This is a genomic window from uncultured Aquimonas sp., assembly GCF_937888285.1.
In the GTDB taxonomy this organism is placed as follows: domain Bacteria; phylum Pseudomonadota; class Gammaproteobacteria; order Xanthomonadales; family Xanthomonadaceae; genus Aquimonas.
Genome location: NZ_CALART010000063.1, coordinates 1 through 16,201 on the forward strand (window position 1 = coordinate 1; position 16,201 = coordinate 16,201).

The following is a 16,201-nucleotide window of genomic DNA, read 5'->3' on the forward strand; positions in this document are numbered from 1 at the left end:
TGCCCTGGTCAATTTTCAACGCGCAGGGGTGGTCAATTTTGGGCGCGCATCAACAGACTTGTCACCGTTGCTCTCCGGAGCCTCGGAAACACGGCAACACAAAGATCTTCAGCGATCCCTGTTGCGCTGCACGCAAACGCTCTTTATACTGGGCGTCTGACTGATGCGGGGTGGAGCAGTCTGGCAGCTCGTCGGGCTCATAACCCGAAGGTCGCAGGTTCAAATCCTGCCCCCGCTACCATCAGTGAAGCAGTGAAAGGTCTTATCTTTCTGCTGCATTGCAAAGAGCCTCCCCGTGAGGCTCTTTCATTTTCGGGCCCGCAGCGTCGGTGAGGTTGTCCGGCGAGGCTCCGGTGTCTTGGACAGGGCCCTGTGCCCTGGCTGCGCTCCGCCTGGCTGCGAGCGCGTGCGAGATCCAAGGATGCTGCGCCCATGTCCCAGACCAATCTTGAACTCGAAGCCTTGATGGGCCCGGCGATTGAAAGCCTGGGCCTTGAGCTGCTGGGCATCGAGTATGCGCCGAGCAGCCATCGCAGCGTGCTGCGGCTGTACATCGATGCACAGGATCGCTACGTGACGCTCGAGGACTGCGAGGCTGTGAGCCGCGAGGTCAGCGCCCAGCTCGACGTCAACGACCCGATCCAGGGCAACTACGTGCTCGAAGTATCTTCGCCGGGCTTCGACCGGCCGCTGTTCAAGCCTTCGCACTTCGAGCGCTTCCTCGGACAGCAGGCCAAGATCACCCTGCACCTGCCGCAGGACGGCCGCCGCCGCTTCACCTGCGCGCTGCGCGCGGTCGACGGCGACACCATCGTGGTGGAGCAGGATGGCAAAGAGTTCCGGCTTGCCCACGACAACATCGCCAAGGCCCGGCTGGTGCCGGACTACTCGGCGCTTGGACAGCCGTCCGAGGCCGCAGCGGACGCGGATGCGCCCGAGGCATCCATCTACGACGATCCCGACGCCAAGCCGGCGCCCCGACGCCCTGGCCGTGGCCGCTGAGCGCCGCGCACGGACCTGCTGACTCCCACCCACTTTCCGCCCCCCAGGCACCTCCCACGTGCCGGAGACACGACGATGAGCAAAGAACTGCTGCTGGTTGCCGAAGCCGTTGCCAACGAGAAGGGCGTCGATCGCGGCGTCATCTTCGACGCGCTTGAAGCCGCGCTGGCGTCCGCTGCGAAGAAGCAGTATCCGGAAGAGGACGTGCAGATGCGCGTGTCCATCAACCGTGCCACCGGCAACTACGAGACTTTCCGTATGTGGGAAGTCGTCGCCGACGATGTGGTGATGGAGTCGCCGCACCACCAGATCCGTCTGATGGACGCGGTCGACATCAAGGCCGACGCCCAGGTTGGCGACTTCATCGAGGAGCAGGTCGAGAACGTCGACTTCGGCCGCATCTCCGCGCAGGCTGCGAAGCAGGTGATCGTGCAGCGCGTGCGCGAGGCCGAGCGCGCGCAGGTGGTGGATGCGTTCAAGGATCGCGTCGGCGAGCTGATCACCGGCATCGTCAAGCGCGTCGAGCGCGGCAATATCTACATCGATCTCGGTGGCAACGCCGAGGCCTTCATCTCGAAGGACAAGTCGATCCCGCGCGACACCCTGCGCCCCGGCGACCGCGTGCGTGGCTATCTGTATGACGTGCGTACCGAGGCGCGTGGCCCGCAGCTGTTCGTCAGCCGCGCTGCGCCCGAATTCATGATGGCCCTGTTCAAGCTCGAAGTGCCGGAAGTGGGCCAGGGCCTGGTCGAGATCAAGGGCGCGGCGCGTGATCCGGGCGATCGCGCCAAGATCGCGGTGATCGCCCACGACACCCGCACCGATCCCATCGGCGCCTGTATCGGCATGCGCGGTTCGCGCGTGCAGGCCGTAAGCAACGAGCTGAACGGCGAGCGCATCGACATCGTGCTGTGGAGTGAAAATCCCGCCCAGTTCGTCATCAACGCGATGGCGCCGGCCGAGGTGCAATCGATCATCGTCGACGAGGAGCGCCACTCGATGGACATCGCCGTCGCCGAAGACAAGCTGGCGCAGGCGATCGGCAAGGGCGGCCAGAACGTGCGCCTGGCCTCGAAGCTGACCGGCTGGCAGCTCAACGTGATGACCCAGGACCAGGTCGCTGCCAAGAGCGAGGCCGAACAGGCCACCGCGCGCAAGCTGTTCATGGACCGCATGGAGGTCGACGAGGAAATCGCCGGCATCCTGGTCAGCGAGGGCTTCAGCACGCTGGAGGAAATCGCCTACGTGCCGGCGGCCGAGCTGCTGGCGGTGGAAGGTTTCGACGAGGACGTCGTCGAGGAGCTGCGAGCGCGTGCCCGCGACGCCCTGCTGACCGAGGCCCTTGCGGCCGAGGAGCAGCTTGAAGAGCACAAGCCGGCTGAAGACCTGCTGGGCCTGGACGGGATGGACGACGCGATCGCCTACGCGCTGGCCGCGCGCGGCATCGCGACGCGCGACGATCTGGCGGAAATGGCGGTCGATGAGATCAGCGACATCGAGGGGCTGGATGACGAGCGCGCCGCCGCCCTGATCATGGAAGCACGCAAGCACTGGTTCGAATGAACACCCGAGAGGCGGGTGCGCGAGCAGCGCGCCCGTCAGCCACGGGGTAGAATTACCGGCTTGACGCCCGTGCGCGGTGCTCGGCCGGGCCCATGAATTTTAGGAAGCCACATGTCGGAAGTTACAGTTCGTACCCTCGCAAAATTGACGGGAACCCCGGTCGAGAAGCTCCTTGAGCAGCTCGCCGAGGCCGGCATGAGCTTCAGCGGGCCCGACCAGGTGGTGACCAGCGCGGAGAAGATGAAGCTGCTGGGCTTCCTGCGCCGTACCCATGGCAAGACCGAGCCCGCCGAAGAGGCCTCCGCGCCGCGCCAGATCACGCTGAAGCGCCGCAAGGTCGAAGAGATCACGGTCGCTGCCGGCAAGCAGAAGACCACGGTCAACGTCGAAGTGCGCCAGAAGCGCACCTACGTCAAGCGCAGCGAAATCTCCACCAGTGAGGATCCGGGCCGCGAAGAGGCCCAGCGCCTGCTGGCCGAGTCGCAGGCGCGACAGGAGGCCGAAGAGGCCGCCCGTATCGAGGCCGAGCAGCGCAAGGCCGCCGAGGCCGAGCGCCAGCGCGAGGAAGAGGAAGCGCGCCGCCGCGCCGCCGAGGCGCCTGCCGCGGTGGAAGCCAGCGCGCCCGTCCCCGAGCCTGCCCCGGCAGTGCAGACGCCGGCGGCGGTGGCTCCCGCGGCCTCCACGCCGTCCGTGCGATCGCCTGCGCCGAGCGCGCCCACCTCGCGTCCTGCTCCGCGCAGCGACAGCCCCTCGTCGCGCCCGCCGATGCGTACGGGTGCGCCCTCAGGGCCCGGGGCTCCGCGTCCGGCGGGTGCACCGCCGCGTCCCGGCATGCGCCCCTCGGGCCCGGGTCCCGGTGCCGCGCCGCCTCCGCCTGCCGGCCCGGCTCGTGGGCGTGACGATCGCCGCGCCCGTCCGGCCCGTGGTGCGCCCGCCCGCCCCGGTGGCGATGATGCCGCGTCGCGCTTCGGCCGCGGTGAACTGCATCTGTCGGACGCCGGCATGGCGCGCCGCGGCGCGCGCAAGAAGCCCGGCCAGCGTCGCCAGGAAGCCTCGCGCTCCGGCGGCGGCAGCCATGCCTTCTCGCGCCCGCTCGCGCCGATGACCCGCGAGGTCGCGATCGGCGACACGATTGTCGTCGCCGACCTGGCGCAGAAGCTCGCGATGAAGGGCGCCGAGGTGGTGAAGGCCCTGTTCAAGATGGGCGTGATGGCCACGATCAACCAGACCATCGACCACGACACGGCCGTGCTGGTCGTCGAGGAGCTCGGCCACACCGCAGTGCGCGCCAGCGAGAACGATGTCGAAGACGCGCTGATCGCCCACGTCGAGCAGACCGGCGAAGGCGAGCTGCGTCCGCCGGTGGTGACCATCATGGGCCACGTCGACCACGGCAAGACCTCGCTGCTCGACCACATCCGCCGTACCCGCGTGGCGTCCGGCGAAGCCGGTGGCATCACCCAGCACATCGGTGCCTACCACGTCGAAACGCCGAAGGGTGTCATCAGCTTCCTCGACACGCCCGGCCATTCCGCCTTCACCCAGATGCGCGCGCGCGGCGCCAAGCTCACCGACATCGTGGTGCTGGTGGTCGCCGCCGACGACGGCGTGATGCCGCAGACGGTGGAAGCCATCAAGCATGCGAAGGCGGCTGGCGTGCCGCTCATCGTGGCCATCAACAAGATGGACAAGTCCGACGCCAACCCGGACAACGTCAAGCAGGGCCTGGCCAATCACGAGGTCATCCCGGAAGAGTGGGGTGGCGACACCCAGTTCGTGCCGGTGTCGGCCAAGACCGGCATGGGCATCGACACCCTGCTGGATGCGATCTCGATCCAGGCCGAAGTCATGGAGCTGCGCGCAGTGGTCGATGGGCGCGCCAACGGCGCCGTCATCGAGTCCTCGCTGGACAAGGGCCGCGGCCCGGTGGCGACCGTCCTGGTCCAGGCCGGCACCCTGAAGAAGGGCGACTTCGTGGTCTGCGGCACCCAGTACGGCCGCGTGCGCGCGCTGTTCGACGAGGCCGGCCGCCAGGTCGAGGCGGCGACGCCTTCGATTCCGGTGGTCATCCTCGGTCTGTCCGGCGTGCCGGATGCGGGCGACGATTTCGTGGTCGTCGAGGACGAGCGCCTCGCAAAGGACGTCGCCCAGCAGCGCGAGGCCAAGAAGCGCGAGTCGCGTCTGGTCAAGCAGGCCGGCAACCGCATGGAAGACATCATGGCCCAGATGGGCCAGGGCGAAGGCCAGCAGACCTTGAACCTGGTGGTCAAGGCGGATGTCCAGGGCTCGGTGGAAGCCCTGCGCGACTCGCTGACCAGCCTCTCCAACGACATGATCCGCATCAACGTGATCGCGTCCGGCGTGGGCGGCATCAACGAATCCGACGCCACCCTCGCTGCCGCCTCGAAGGCCGTGGTCATCGGCTTCAACGTCCGCGCTGACGCTGCTGCCCGCCGCGTCATCGAGGCCAATGGCCTGGATCTGCGTTACTTCTCGATCATCTACGACGTGATCGACCAGGTGAAGCAGGTTGCGTCCGGTCTGCTCGGCGTGGAGATCCGCGAAGAGATCATCGGTACCGCCGAGGTCCGCGAAGTCTTCCGCAGCTCCAAGTTCGGTGCGGTCGCCGGTTCGATGGTCATCGAGGGCGTGGTCCGCCGCAACAAGCCGATCCGCGTGCTGCGCAACAACACCGTGATCTTCCAGGGCGAACTCGAATCGCTGCGCCGCTTCAAGGAAATCGTCGACGAGGTCCGAATCGGCACCGAGTGCGGCATCGCGGTGAAGCAGTACAACGACGTCAAGCCCGGCGACCAGATCGAGTGCTACGAGCGTATCGAAGTCCAGCGCACGCTTTGAGGCCGGGATTCGGGATTCGGGATTGGGGTTTGACGCTGGCACGGCTACGCGTGCCGGGACGTCACAGGTGGCTCCGGAGCTGCGCGGCGATGTTCGCGCATGTTCCGTCTCCCGGTCTCAAAACCGTAAGCGCTTCCTGAGAAGAGAGATATGGCGACCAAGAGCTTCCATCGCACTGACCGCGTCTCCGCCCAGCTTCGCCGCGATATCGGCCAGCTGGTGCATGAGGCCGTGCGCGAACACGGGCTGCCCTCGGTCAGCGTGTCCGATGTCGAGGTGACCCGCGACATGGCGCATGCCAAGGTGTACTTCACCGCGCTGCAGCCCGAGAGCGCCAAGCAAGCCCTGAAGGCGCTGAAGGAGCTGGCCAAGGAGATGCGATTCGAGCTTGGCAAGCGCATCCGCATGCGGTCCGTGCCCGAGCTGCACTTCCATTACGACGATTCGGTCGACCGCGGCGAGCGCATCGAAGCGCTGTTGCGCGGACCCGAGTAAGCCGATGTCGCGTCAGGCGCGCACGGTCTGGCGTCGGCTGGACGGCATCGTCCTGCTCGACAAGCCGGCCGGACTGTCCTCCAACCAGGCCCTGCAGCGCGTGCGACATCTTCTGCGCGCCGAGAAGGGCGGCCATACGGGCGCTCTGGATCCTCTGGCCACCGGCCTGTTGCCGCTGTGCTTCGGTGAAGCCACCAAGATCGCCGGCCAGCTGCTGGGTGCGTCCAAGGCCTACGAGACCGTGGCCGTGCTGGGTCGCACGACTGACACCGACGACGCCGATGGACAGCCGCTGCGCGAGCGCTCCGTACCGGAGCTGAGCGCAGCGCGGATCGAAGCTGCCCTGGCGCCGCTGCGCGGCGCGATCCAGCAGGTGCCGCCGATCTACTCGGCGCTCAAGCGCGGCGGTGAGCCGCTGTATGCGCGTGCCCGCCGCGGCGAGCAGATCGAGCTGGAAGCGCGACCGGTGCAGGTGGATCGATTCGAGCTGATCGCCATCAATGGCCTGCGGCTGCGCCTGCACGTGGAGTGCGGTTCCGGCACCTATGTGCGTTCCCTGGTCCGCGACCTCGGCGAAGCGCTGGGTTGCGGCGCGCATGTCGCCGAGCTCCGTCGACTCTGGGTGGATCCCTTCCGTGAGCCGGCCATGCTCAGCCTTGAGCAGATCGCGGCTGACGCCGCGCATGCGCCAGACGTGGCTTGGCTGCTGCCGCTGGAGGCTGGCCTCGTGAGCTTCCCGCGCGTCACTCTCGATGCCACCCAGGTACACCAGCTGCGCCGCGGCCAGCGCTTGCCCGGCTTCGAGGGGCTGGCCTCAGGCCTGCATGCGGCCTACGGCGAGGACAGTCGTGCAGTTGCCCTGGTCGAGCGCCTGGACGGCGGTCTGCTCGCCTCCACGCGGGTGTTCCTGGCAGGCTGAGGTGGGCTGCGGACGCAGGCGGTCACCGCGTCGCCTTGCCCTGAGGCAACACTGATCATGTCCATCCCGACCTTGATCAGTGGTCGCGAGTCTGGCACAGGCCCGGACCCGCTTACGCTGGATCAAGCACTTGCGTGCTCGCTCCGCGGGCGCGCCCTCCATGGCGCGCGACAACGCTGAATTCTTCAGCCTTGCCCTAGGAAATCGACTTCAGCGCCAGGCGACCCCGGCTGTGCTCGCGCAGCGCGTGGGCAAAGGCGTCGACCTGATCCGCGCGCAGGCGCAGGCGTAGATCCACGCCCTCGGAATCAAAGCCCTCGTGGAGCTTGTCCGCGGCGAACAGGCTCATCAGTCCGTGCACTTCGCCAAGGTCAGGAAAGCCGCAGTGCAGCTCGATCACTCGCATCGGCAGCACGGTGATGCGCTCCGCCAGCCGCAGGCATTCCGCGGCGCAGCCGCCGTAGGCGCGCGCGAGGCCGCCGGCGCCGAGCTTGATGCCGCCATACCAGCGCGTGACTACGGCGACCACGCCGTCCAGGCCCTGGCCGTCGATGGCGGCGAGGATGGGTCGGCCGGCTGTTCCGGCCGGCTCTCCATCGTCGGAGGAGCGGTACAGCTCACCGATGCGGAAGGCCCAGCAGTTGTGGGTGGCGCCGGGGTCTGCAACGTCGCGCAGGAATCCAAGCGCGGCCTCCGCGTTGTCGACCGGCGCCGCTCGGCAGAGGAAGCGGCTGCGCTTGATCTCCTGCTCCAGCCGGGCTGGTGCGGCGAGCGTCTGCGTGCTCACGGAGTCTCGTTGAGCAGCTGCCGCAGGTCCTTGGGCAGCACGCGGTGCGGGTGCGCGCGCACGAACTCGCGGACGCTGCGACGTGCCGAGTCGAGGTCACCGCTGTCGCGACGATCGCGGATCCTCTGCAGCCAGTCCTCCGGCGACAGCCGGAAATCCTGCACGACCGGCGGAAAGCCGCTGATGCGCGAGCCCGTCACCTCGATGCGATCCAGCTGTGGCTGTTCGCCGACTTCGACGCCGACCCCCGCCGCTGGCGCCTCTTGCCGCTGAATATCCAGCACGGCGCCGGGGCTTGGCGTGGGCTGCGGGCTCGGGGCCATGGCCGGCGCCGGAGGTGCGACCGGCTGGATCGCGGCAGGCGCCTCGCGACTGTCGGCTTCACGCTGGCGCGAGGGGTGCTCCGCCGGCGCTGCGCGCTCGGCGGCGACAGGTGCCGCGCTGTTCGCGCTCTCGGACACTGTCGACGCTTTGGTTTCGGAAGCGCTGCGCGGAATGATCACGACTTCCATGTCCCCCTCGCGCGGCGCGGCCGGGCGCGATGCGGCGGTCGAGGCCCGGTCAGCGCCGTCCGGCGCGGCAGTCCGAAGCCCGCTGATCTGCCAGCCGATACCCGCAGCCATCACCGCGCCGGCTGCCGAGCCGAGCCACCACAGTGCGGACGAACGGCGTCGCGGACGCGGGCGCAGTGATGAAGTCGCCGCGCCGCGCGCGGAGGCCGGCGGTGCGACGGCTTCGCGTGCCATCGCCAGGATGCGGGCATCGAGCGCCGCCGAGGGTCCGCCGCCCGGCAGCGCATCCAGCGCTGCGGCGAGCCGCGCCTCGTCGGCGTCCAGCGGCGCGTGCCTGGGATCGGGCCCGTTGCCGGAGGGTGTGGTGGGCGTGTTCATCGACGCAGGCGGTCCTTGAGCTTGTCCAGCGCGTAGCGCAGCCGGGACTTGACGGTTTCTCGGCCGGCGCCGGTGATCGCGCCGATTTCTTCGAGGCTCAGCTCCTGCTCCAGACGCAGCTGCACGGCGATGCGCTGCTCGTCGGGCAGCTCGGCCAGCGCCTGCTGCAGCCGTCGCGCTTCCTCGAAGGCGCCCACGGTGTCCTCCGGCGACAACGCAGGAGCGGGGGCGATGGGGTTGTCGATGGGTTCGGCCTCTTCAGGCAGGGTTTCGACGTTCAGCTCGGGACGCTGGCGGCGGTACTGGTCGATCAGCAGGTTGTTGGCGATCTGGTACAGCCAGGTCGCGAAGCGCGCCTCGGGCTGGTAGCGGTCGCGGGCGGCGATGACCCGGCTCCAGACCTCCTGGAAGCATTCCTCGGCGGTCTCGCGACGGCCCAGACCGCGCTGCAGGAAGCGCATCAGCCCGCCCTTGTGGCGGCTGTAGAGCTGCTCGAAGGCGCCGACATCGCCGGCGGCGAAGCGGCGCATCAGCTCGCCATCCTCGGGTGCGGCCACTGCAGCCTCGGTCGGCAGGGTTTGTGGCGTGGCGTCATCCAGCAAGCGCATGCGGCCCGCTCACTCGCAGCGCAGCTTGAGTTCGCCGTCGACCAGCCGCGCCCGCAGGGCCTGGCCCTGACGCGCCTCCGAGGCTCGTGCCACCACGCTGCCGCTGTCGGCATCCAGCAGGATCGCGTAGCCGCGCCCCAGAGTCGCCAGCGGGCTGACCGCGGACAGCGTGCGCGCCAGCAGGCCGGAGCGCAGGCGCTGCCGCTGCAGGTTCTGGCTGACGCCGCCACGCAGCCGCCGCAGCAGCTCTGCACCCTGCTCGCGCTCCCGGCGCAGGCGCTGGGCGGGGGTGGCGCGCTGCAGCCGCAGCCGCAGCTGCTGCAGGCTGCGTCGCCGCTCGGCCTCGCTGCGCCGCTGGGACTGCATGAGCCGTGCTGCCGCCTGCTGCAGGCGCGTACGCACGCGCTGCAGGCGCAGGGCTGGCGCCTGCGCGCGCAGGCGCAGCTCCAGCTGGTCGAGGCGCTGCCCGAGTCGGCGTTCGAGCTGGGCCTGGTGCAGCTGCAGGCGCTGTCGAAGCCGTCGCAGCTGTGAGCCCAGGTCGGCCCGGTCCGGCACCAGCAGCTCGGCAGCCGCCGAGGGCGTGGGCGCGCGCAGGTCGGCCACGAAGTCGCTGATGCTGAAGTCGATCTCGTGACCGACGGCGGAGACCAGCGGCGTACGCAGGCGCGCGATGCAGCGGGCCAGCGCTTCGTCGTTGAAGGCGAACAGATCCTCCAGCGAGCCGCCGCCGCGGGTCAGCAGCAGGGCGTCGTAGCGGCCGCTGGCGTCGGCGCGTTCGAGCATCGCACGCATCTGCGCCGGCGCCTCGCGGCCCTGCACCAGCACCGGCAGGATCTCCACCTCGACGAGCGGAAAGCGGCGGGACAGCACGCTCAAGACGTCGCGCACGGCGGCGCCACTCGGCGAGGTGACGAGACCCAGACGTCGCGGCGGCGAGGGCACCGCCCGCTTGGCCTCCGCGGCGAACAAGCCTTCGGCTTCGAGCCGCGCGCGCAGCTCCTCGAAGGCGCGTCGCAGGGCGCCCTCGCCGGCGGGTTCCATGTGGTCGGCGATCAGCTGGTAGTCGCCGCGCGGTTCGTACAGCGAGAGCCGGCCACGCACGCGCACCTGCTGGCCGTCCGCGGGCACGAAGGGCAGACGCAGGCTGCGCTGGCGGAACAGGGCGCAGCGCACCTGGGCGCGGGCGTCCTTCAGGGTGAAGTACACGTGGCCCGAGGCCGGTCGCGAAACGCCGGACAGCTCACCCTCGACCCAGACCAGCGGGAACGCGCCCTCAAGCAGATCGCGGGCCATCGCGTTCAGGCTGCTCGGCGTCAGGCTGGGCGTCGGAGAATTCTGCAAATCGCTCACGCAAGGGGCAGGGCGGTGCATCGACCGGGATCGGCATGCTACCTGCTGCCGCGGCGTGCCGGCAGGCCGCAGGGGCGAGGGCGGCGCGGGACTCGGCCGCTCGCGGCGTGCGGGCGACGGCGATCCGGCGCGGGCCGTGCTGGCAATTCGGCCCCGACTTTGCATGCGACTGCCGTCACAGCATTCGGGATGCGGCTAGACTGCCGGTTCCCCGCGATCGGAGGCAGCCGGACCTCGCCTCCGCCACCGGCAACGAGGATCAGGACAGGCATGTCAGAACCCTATCAGCAGTTGGGCGAGCAGCTTCCCGAGCGCAGCCACAGCGCCTCCGGCAGCTTCCCTTCCGAGCCCAAGGCCGTCGCCCGCTGGGTAGAGGAGCTTCCGCGCGCGAACCCACAGGTGACGCTTGCACGTCTTGCTGACGCCTTCAACCAGCTGCGGCAGCGGGCGCTCGGCGGCAACCAGCGCGCGGCCATCCTCGATCTGGTGCGGCCGGCGGTGCTGGAGGCCCTGCAGTTCCTCGACCGCCAGCTGCAGACCAGCTCGTTTCCGCTGTCTCCCCAGGCCTCGCAGGCCGCCGAAGCCAGCCTGAATCTGCACCGCGAACTCGCCAATGGCTATCGCGCAGCGGCCTTCGAAACGCTGGCGCCCACGGGCTCGGTCTCGTTCCTGCGTCGCGGTGCGGTCAGCCAGATCCTGCTGCGTGCGGCCCTGCACTACGCGCGCATGCTTTCGCTCTGCTACTTCCTGTACCGGATGCCGCTGCCCGGCGCCTGGTTTGGCCTGCACTCCGTCCATCGCTTCGCGCGCGCCGCCGGCCTCGCCGCCAAGACAGTCAACGAAGCCTCCGAAGGCGGTGCCCGTTCGATCGAGCAGATCTACCTGCAGGCCGTGCTGCTGGCGCTGTCCAATCCCTTTCGCTTCAGTCAGCGCGAGCAGCACGAGCTGTGGCCGATCTGTCGCGAGCTGGTCGGCGAGCTGGAGCTGAAAGACGCCAGCGGCGGCGAGAGCGATTTCGCCGTGCCGGTGGCCAGCGACCGCGGTCCCGGCTACATCCCCGAGGAGCGCGAGGGTGCGGCCGAGCAGGTGCTGTGGCTCGATCTCGGTCCGCTGCGGGCCGTACTGGAAGCGCCGCTGCAGAACGCGGGCGTCGAACAGGTGCTGCTGAAGCTCAAGCGCCAGCGGCGCAGCATGGATGCGCCGGCGGAGCTGCTGCGCCGCCTGCGCGCAGGCTGGGGTACGGCGGCCGCGCGGCGCGCCCGTCGCCTGGGTGCCACCCATGCGCTGGATACGGTGATCGGCCTGTCCGGCCTGCATTACTTCCTTTCCGGCGAGCAAGACTTCGACAGCTTCATGCACCAGGTCACCGGTCATCGCGTCGGCGCCGCGCCGCACGCGAGCTGGGCACAGGCCACGCAGGAGACGGTCAAGGCCAGCCGGGTGCGCTCGCAGGTGCTCGACCAGAGCCTGGGCGGCTACCGCCTGCTGTGGCCGCGCGAAGCCGGTATCCGGATCCGCGTCGGCGAAGTGCTGGGCCTCACCATTGCGCACGAGGAGGACGATCCCCTGTGGATGGTCGGCGTGGTGCGCTGGATGCGCTACCACGGCGATGGTTCGGTCGACGCCGGCGTCGAGCTGCTGGCCCGTCGCGCCTTCGCGGTCGGTCTGCGCACGCTGGACCTGATGGGCACGCCGAAGTCACCGCAGCGCGGCATCGCCCTGCGCTGGCTGCGCGAATCCGGCGATCAGGCCTCGCACTTCCTGGCGCCCTCGCTGATCGATGCCCAGGCCGGGCGCATCGAGGTCGCCGGCCTGCCAGAAGATCTGGATGACCTGGAAGCCACGCCTGGCACCGAGGCGGTATCCTTCGCCGGCCTCGCGGCCGTCGAGCAGGCCGGTGACTACGTCCTGCTGCGGGCCGAGCGCAGCAAACCGCCCGCAACCCCGGTGATCTGAATGTCGGAACTGCAAGTGATCGAGCGTCGGCAGACGCTCCGTGCCCGCGTGGGCGGTGTCGAGGTTGGCGGCGGTGCGCCGATCGTCGTGCAGTCGATGACCAATACCGACACCGCCGACGTGGCCGCGACCACCAGGCAGGTGGGTGAACTCTGGCGTGCCGGCTCGGAGCTGGTGCGGATCACCGTCAACACGCCGGAAGCCGCGGCCGCGGTGCCGCGCATCCGCGACCGGCTGGCGATGATGGGCATCGAGGTGCCGCTGATCGGCGACTTCCACTACAACGGCCATCGCCTGCTGGCGGACGAGCCGGCCTGTGCGGAGGCGCTGGCGAAGTACCGCATCAACCCCGGCAATGTCGGCTTCGGACGCAAGCGCGACACCCAGTTCGCCCAGCTCATCGAGTTCGCGATCCGCTACGGCAAGCCGGTGCGCATCGGTGCGAACTGGGGCTCGCTGGACCAGGATCTCGCCGCACGGCTGATGGACGAGAACGCCGAGCGCGCCGAGCCCTGGGACGCCGCGCGGGTGCTGCGCGAGGCATTGATCCGCTCGGCGCTGGATTCGGCCGAGCGCGCGGTCGAGATCGGTCTGGCCCCCGAGAACATCATCCTGTCCTGCAAGGTCTCCGGCGTGCAGGACCTGATCGCCGTCTACCGCGATCTGGCCAGGCGCTCGCGCTTTCCCCTGCATCTCGGCCTGACCGAGGCCGGCATGGGCTCGAAGGGCATCGTCGCCTCCACCGCGGCGCTGGCCATCCTGATGCAGGAAGGCATCGGCGACACCATCCGCGTGTCGCTGACGCCTGAGCCGGGACAGTCGCGCACCACCGAAGTCGTGGTCGCGCAGGAGATGCTGCAGACGCTGGGCCTGCGCGCTTTCACTCCACTGGTTACGGCCTGCCCGGGCTGCGGCCGCACCACCAGCGAGTTCTTCCAGGAACTCGCGAGGGACGTGCAGGAGCACGTCCGCGGACGCATGCCGGAATGGAAGCTCAAGCACCCCGGCGTCGAGAACCTCACGCTGGCGGTGATGGGCTGCGTGGTCAACGGCCCCGGCGAGAGCAAGCACGCCAACATCGGCATCTCCCTGCCCGGCACCGGCGAAGCTCCGGTGGCGCCGGTGTTCATCGACGGCGAGAAGGCGACGACGCTCCGGGGCGACAACATCGTCGCCGAGTTCATCGGGATCATCGAGGACTACGTGGAGCGGCGTTACTTGTGAAGCCGTGAGTGGGGATTCGGGATTCGGGATTCAAAAGAGCGCATTCGGTAGGCTGAAGACCGCGCCCCGGAGTGGTCTTGTCGATGATGGGTCTTGCGCTGGGCTGAGACTTGCCGGCTCTGACGAATCCCGAATCCCCGCCCGTCAGGGCTCCACGCACACCCGGTTGCGCCCTTCGTCCTTGGCCCGGTACAGGGCTGCATCGGCCGCACGCATCAAGCGCGAGCGATCGCCGCGGTCGGGGCGCGCTTCGGCGACGCCGACGCTGACGGTGATGTGCTGCGCCTCGCCGCCCGGATGGAACAGGGTGCCGGCCACGGCGCCGCGGAACTGCTCCGCGAATTCGCGGGCGCCCTCGATGCCGGTTTCCGGCAGCAGCACCGCGAACTCCTCGCCGCCGATGCGCGCGGCGAGGTCCTCGCGTCGCACCTGGGTGCGCAGGATCGAGGCCATCTGCTTCAGCACGCTGTCGCCGGCGATGTGTCCGTAGCGGTCGTTGACCGGCTTGAACAGGTCGACGTCGATGATGCACAGGCTCAGCGGTCGCCCGTGGCGCAGCGCACGGGCGATCTCAATGTCGACGTGCTCGGCGAAGTGGCGGCGGTTGTAGAGGTCGGTCAGCGGGTCATGCGTCGCCAGCTGGTAGACCTCTTCGTGGTAGCGCGCCTCCAGGCTGGCATGGCTGATGAACTTCAGCAGGATCTCGCCGACCGTGATGTGGTCGCCGTCGGTCAGGATCGCCTCGGCGCAGGCGCGGTCGTTCACCCGCGTCTGGTTGGTCGCGCCGAGGTCGCGGACCCGATAGGTATCGCCCTCCCGCCAGACCTCGCAGTGCCGCCGCGACACGCTGGGATGCGGAATATGCAGCCGTGCCTCAGGTGAGCGGCCGACCAGCACGCGATCGATCTCGACGTCCACGCGCTTGCCCAGGCCCTCACCGTGGATGATCACCAGGCAGGCCGCGCGCTGCGCGGGGGCGATCAGGCCCGGGCTGAGCGCCGTCTGCTGGGTGGTGGGGTTGTCATAGGACGGCGGCATGCGCAGGCGGTCACCGGGGCGGAATCCGACGCAGGTTAGCACCGGTTCATGGCCGTCGAGAATCTTGGCGTGATGGCCGCCTGCGCTGCGTTCCGCGAGGCGCACCGGCCGATGTCGACAGGGCCGCTGATCGCCGGGTCGGCGGAGTTCGCACATGGCCCGGTTCCGCCCTTTCTTGCTGCAGGGCAGCATGCTAGCCTCGGGCGGATTCACGGTTTCTTCCCAGCTAGCGGAGCCCCCGAGCATGTCGCGTACCTTCAACTTCAGCGCCGGCCCCGCCGCGCTGCCCGAACCCGTGCTGCGCCAGGCGCAGGAGGAACTGCTGGAGTGGGGCGGCGAGCGCGCCTCGGTGATGGAGGTCAGCCACCGCGGCGCGGCCTTCGTGGCGGCGGCCGAAGAGGCCGAGCGCGACCTGCGCGAGCTGCTGGCGGTGCCGACCCACTACAAGGTGCTGTTCCTGCAGGGCGGCGCCACCCAGCACTTCGCCCAGATCCCGATGAACATCGCCTCGCCCGAGCGCGCGGCCGACTACATCGTCACCGGCGCCTGGGGCCAGAAGGCGGTGTCCGAGGGCAAGCCCTACGTCAAGACCCGCGTGGCGGCCAGCTCGGAAGCCGGCAACTTCACCGCGATCCCGGCGCGCAGCGAGTGGCAGCTCGGCGACGATGCCGCCTACGTGCACTACACCCCCAATGAGACCATCCACGGCGTCGAGTTCCACGAGACGCCGGACACCGGCGGCGTGCCGCTGGTGGGCGACTTCAGTTCGACCATTCTTTCGCGACCGATCGACATCGCGCGCCACGGCATCGTCTACGCCGGCGCGCAGAAGAACATCGGCCCCTCCGGACTGGTGGTTCTGATCGTGCGCGAGGACCTGATCCCGTCGCCGCCTTCGAACATCGCCAAGGTGCTGAGCTATGCCGCCCAGGCCAAGGACGGCAGCATGCTCAACACGCCACCGACCTTCTCTTGGTACCTGGCCGGTCTCGTCTTCAAGTGGCTCAAGCAGCAGGGTGGCCTCGCCGCCATGGCCGAGCGCAACCGCGCCAAGGCCGAGCTGCTCTACACCGCGATCGACGGCTCCAAGGGCTACTACCGCAATCCAGTCGAAGTCTCCGCGCGCTCGTGGATGAACGTGCCCTTCACCCTGCACGACGAAGCCCTCGACAAGCCCTTCCTGAAGGAGTCCGAAGCGGCAGGCCTGCTGGCGCTCAAGGGCCATCGAGCGGTCGGCGGCATGCGCGCCTCGATCTACAACGCGATGCCGATCGAGGGCGTGCAGGCCCTGGTTGACTTCATGGCCGACTTCGCCAAGCGCCACGGCTGAGGTCGTAGAAGCGGCGCGCGGCGCCGAGCCGCGCGCACGCTGGAAACCGAGGCCGCGCGCAGGTCCTTGATGACTGCCGCGCGGCGTCTCGTTCCGAAATCTCCTTTGCCGGCCGCGCGCAGCGTGGACCACGCTGCGCGGGTCGAGACTCACCGTCTTTCTCCTGCCAGGCTGTCCCCG

At 69.1% G+C, this 16,201-nt stretch carries 13 protein-coding genes and 1 tRNA gene; 9 read left to right on the forward strand and 5 right to left on the reverse strand.

Annotation, left to right across the window (positions count from 1 at the left end; genetic code table 11):
- Nucleotides 1–164 precede the first annotated feature (164 nt).
- From Q0654_RS12665 to truB, 6 genes are all read left to right on the forward strand, one after another.
- Nucleotides 165–241, forward strand: a tRNA-Met gene (locus Q0654_RS12665).
- A gap of 191 nt (nt 242–432) precedes the next feature.
- Nucleotides 433–1,002: a ribosome maturation factor RimP gene (gene rimP, locus Q0654_RS12670; RefSeq protein WP_298854323.1), complete on the forward strand. Its 570-nt coding sequence runs from the start codon at nt 433–435 to the stop codon at nt 1,000–1,002.
- A gap of 75 nt (nt 1,003–1,077) precedes the next feature.
- Entirely contained in the window at nt 1,078–2,565 is a 1,488-nt protein-coding gene (gene nusA, locus Q0654_RS12675) for a transcription termination factor NusA (RefSeq protein WP_298854325.1), read from the forward strand.
- Nucleotides 2,566–2,676: 111 nt separating this feature from the next.
- Nucleotides 2,677–5,424, forward strand: coding sequence for a translation initiation factor IF-2 (gene infB / locus Q0654_RS12680; RefSeq protein ID WP_298854327.1), 2,748 nt, complete (start codon nt 2,677–2,679; stop codon nt 5,422–5,424).
- Nucleotides 5,425–5,574: 150 nt separating this feature from the next.
- Nucleotides 5,575–5,919, forward strand: a complete 345-nt coding sequence (gene rbfA, locus Q0654_RS12685) for a 30S ribosome-binding factor RbfA (RefSeq protein WP_298854329.1) — start codon at nt 5,575–5,577, stop codon at nt 5,917–5,919.
- A gap of 4 nt (nt 5,920–5,923) precedes the next feature.
- Nucleotides 5,924–6,838, forward strand: a complete 915-nt coding sequence (truB, locus tag Q0654_RS12690) for a tRNA pseudouridine(55) synthase TruB (protein WP_343230139.1) — start codon at nt 5,924–5,926, stop codon at nt 6,836–6,838.
- A gap of 196 nt (nt 6,839–7,034) precedes the next feature.
- Here the strand turns inward: truB and Q0654_RS12695 are convergent, their stop codons facing one another.
- From Q0654_RS12695 to xseA, 4 genes are read right to left on the reverse strand one after another with little or no spacing between them, the layout of a single operon-like run.
- Complete coding sequence (locus Q0654_RS12695; protein ID WP_298854331.1) at nt 7,035–7,625, reverse strand: YigZ family protein; 591 nt, start codon at nt 7,623–7,625, stop codon at nt 7,035–7,037.
- A complete protein-coding gene (locus tag Q0654_RS12700; RefSeq protein ID WP_298854333.1) occupies nt 7,622–8,515 on the reverse strand; it encodes a hypothetical protein in 894 nt (297 codons plus the stop codon). Before Q0654_RS12700 ends, Q0654_RS12695 begins: the two co-directional genes overlap by 4 nt.
- Nucleotides 8,512–9,123, reverse strand: a complete 612-nt coding sequence (locus Q0654_RS12705) for an RNA polymerase sigma factor (protein WP_298854334.1) — start codon at nt 9,121–9,123, stop codon at nt 8,512–8,514. Before Q0654_RS12705 ends, Q0654_RS12700 begins: the two co-directional genes overlap by 4 nt.
- A gap of 9 nt (nt 9,124–9,132) precedes the next feature.
- On the reverse strand, nt 9,133–10,464 hold the full coding sequence (gene xseA / locus Q0654_RS12710) for an exodeoxyribonuclease VII large subunit (protein ID WP_298854441.1): 1,332 nt from the start codon (nt 10,462–10,464) through the stop codon (nt 9,133–9,135).
- Nucleotides 10,465–10,743: 279 nt separating this feature from the next.
- Here xseA and Q0654_RS12715 point away from each other — a divergent pair, with 279 nt between their 5' ends.
- The gene (locus Q0654_RS12715; RefSeq protein ID WP_298854336.1) at nt 10,744–12,429 is read left to right on the forward strand and encodes a hypothetical protein; all 1,686 of its coding nucleotides are present in this window, start codon (nt 10,744–10,746) and stop codon (nt 12,427–12,429) included.
- A complete protein-coding gene (gene ispG / locus Q0654_RS12720; RefSeq protein ID WP_298854338.1) occupies nt 12,430–13,653 on the forward strand; it encodes a flavodoxin-dependent (E)-4-hydroxy-3-methylbut-2-enyl-diphosphate synthase in 1,224 nt (407 codons plus the stop codon).
- Nucleotides 13,654–13,797: 144 nt separating this feature from the next.
- Here ispG and Q0654_RS12725 read toward each other — a convergent pair whose 3' ends face one another.
- Entirely contained in the window at nt 13,798–14,847 is a 1,050-nt protein-coding gene (locus Q0654_RS12725) for a GGDEF domain-containing protein (protein ID WP_298854340.1), read from the reverse strand.
- A gap of 88 nt (nt 14,848–14,935) precedes the next feature.
- On the opposite strand from Q0654_RS12725, the gene serC reads away from it, so the two are divergent.
- Nucleotides 14,936–16,021, forward strand: coding sequence for a 3-phosphoserine/phosphohydroxythreonine transaminase (serC, locus tag Q0654_RS12730; RefSeq protein ID WP_298854343.1), 1,086 nt, complete (start codon nt 14,936–14,938; stop codon nt 16,019–16,021).
- The last annotated feature ends 180 nt before the right edge of the window (nt 16,022–16,201 follow it).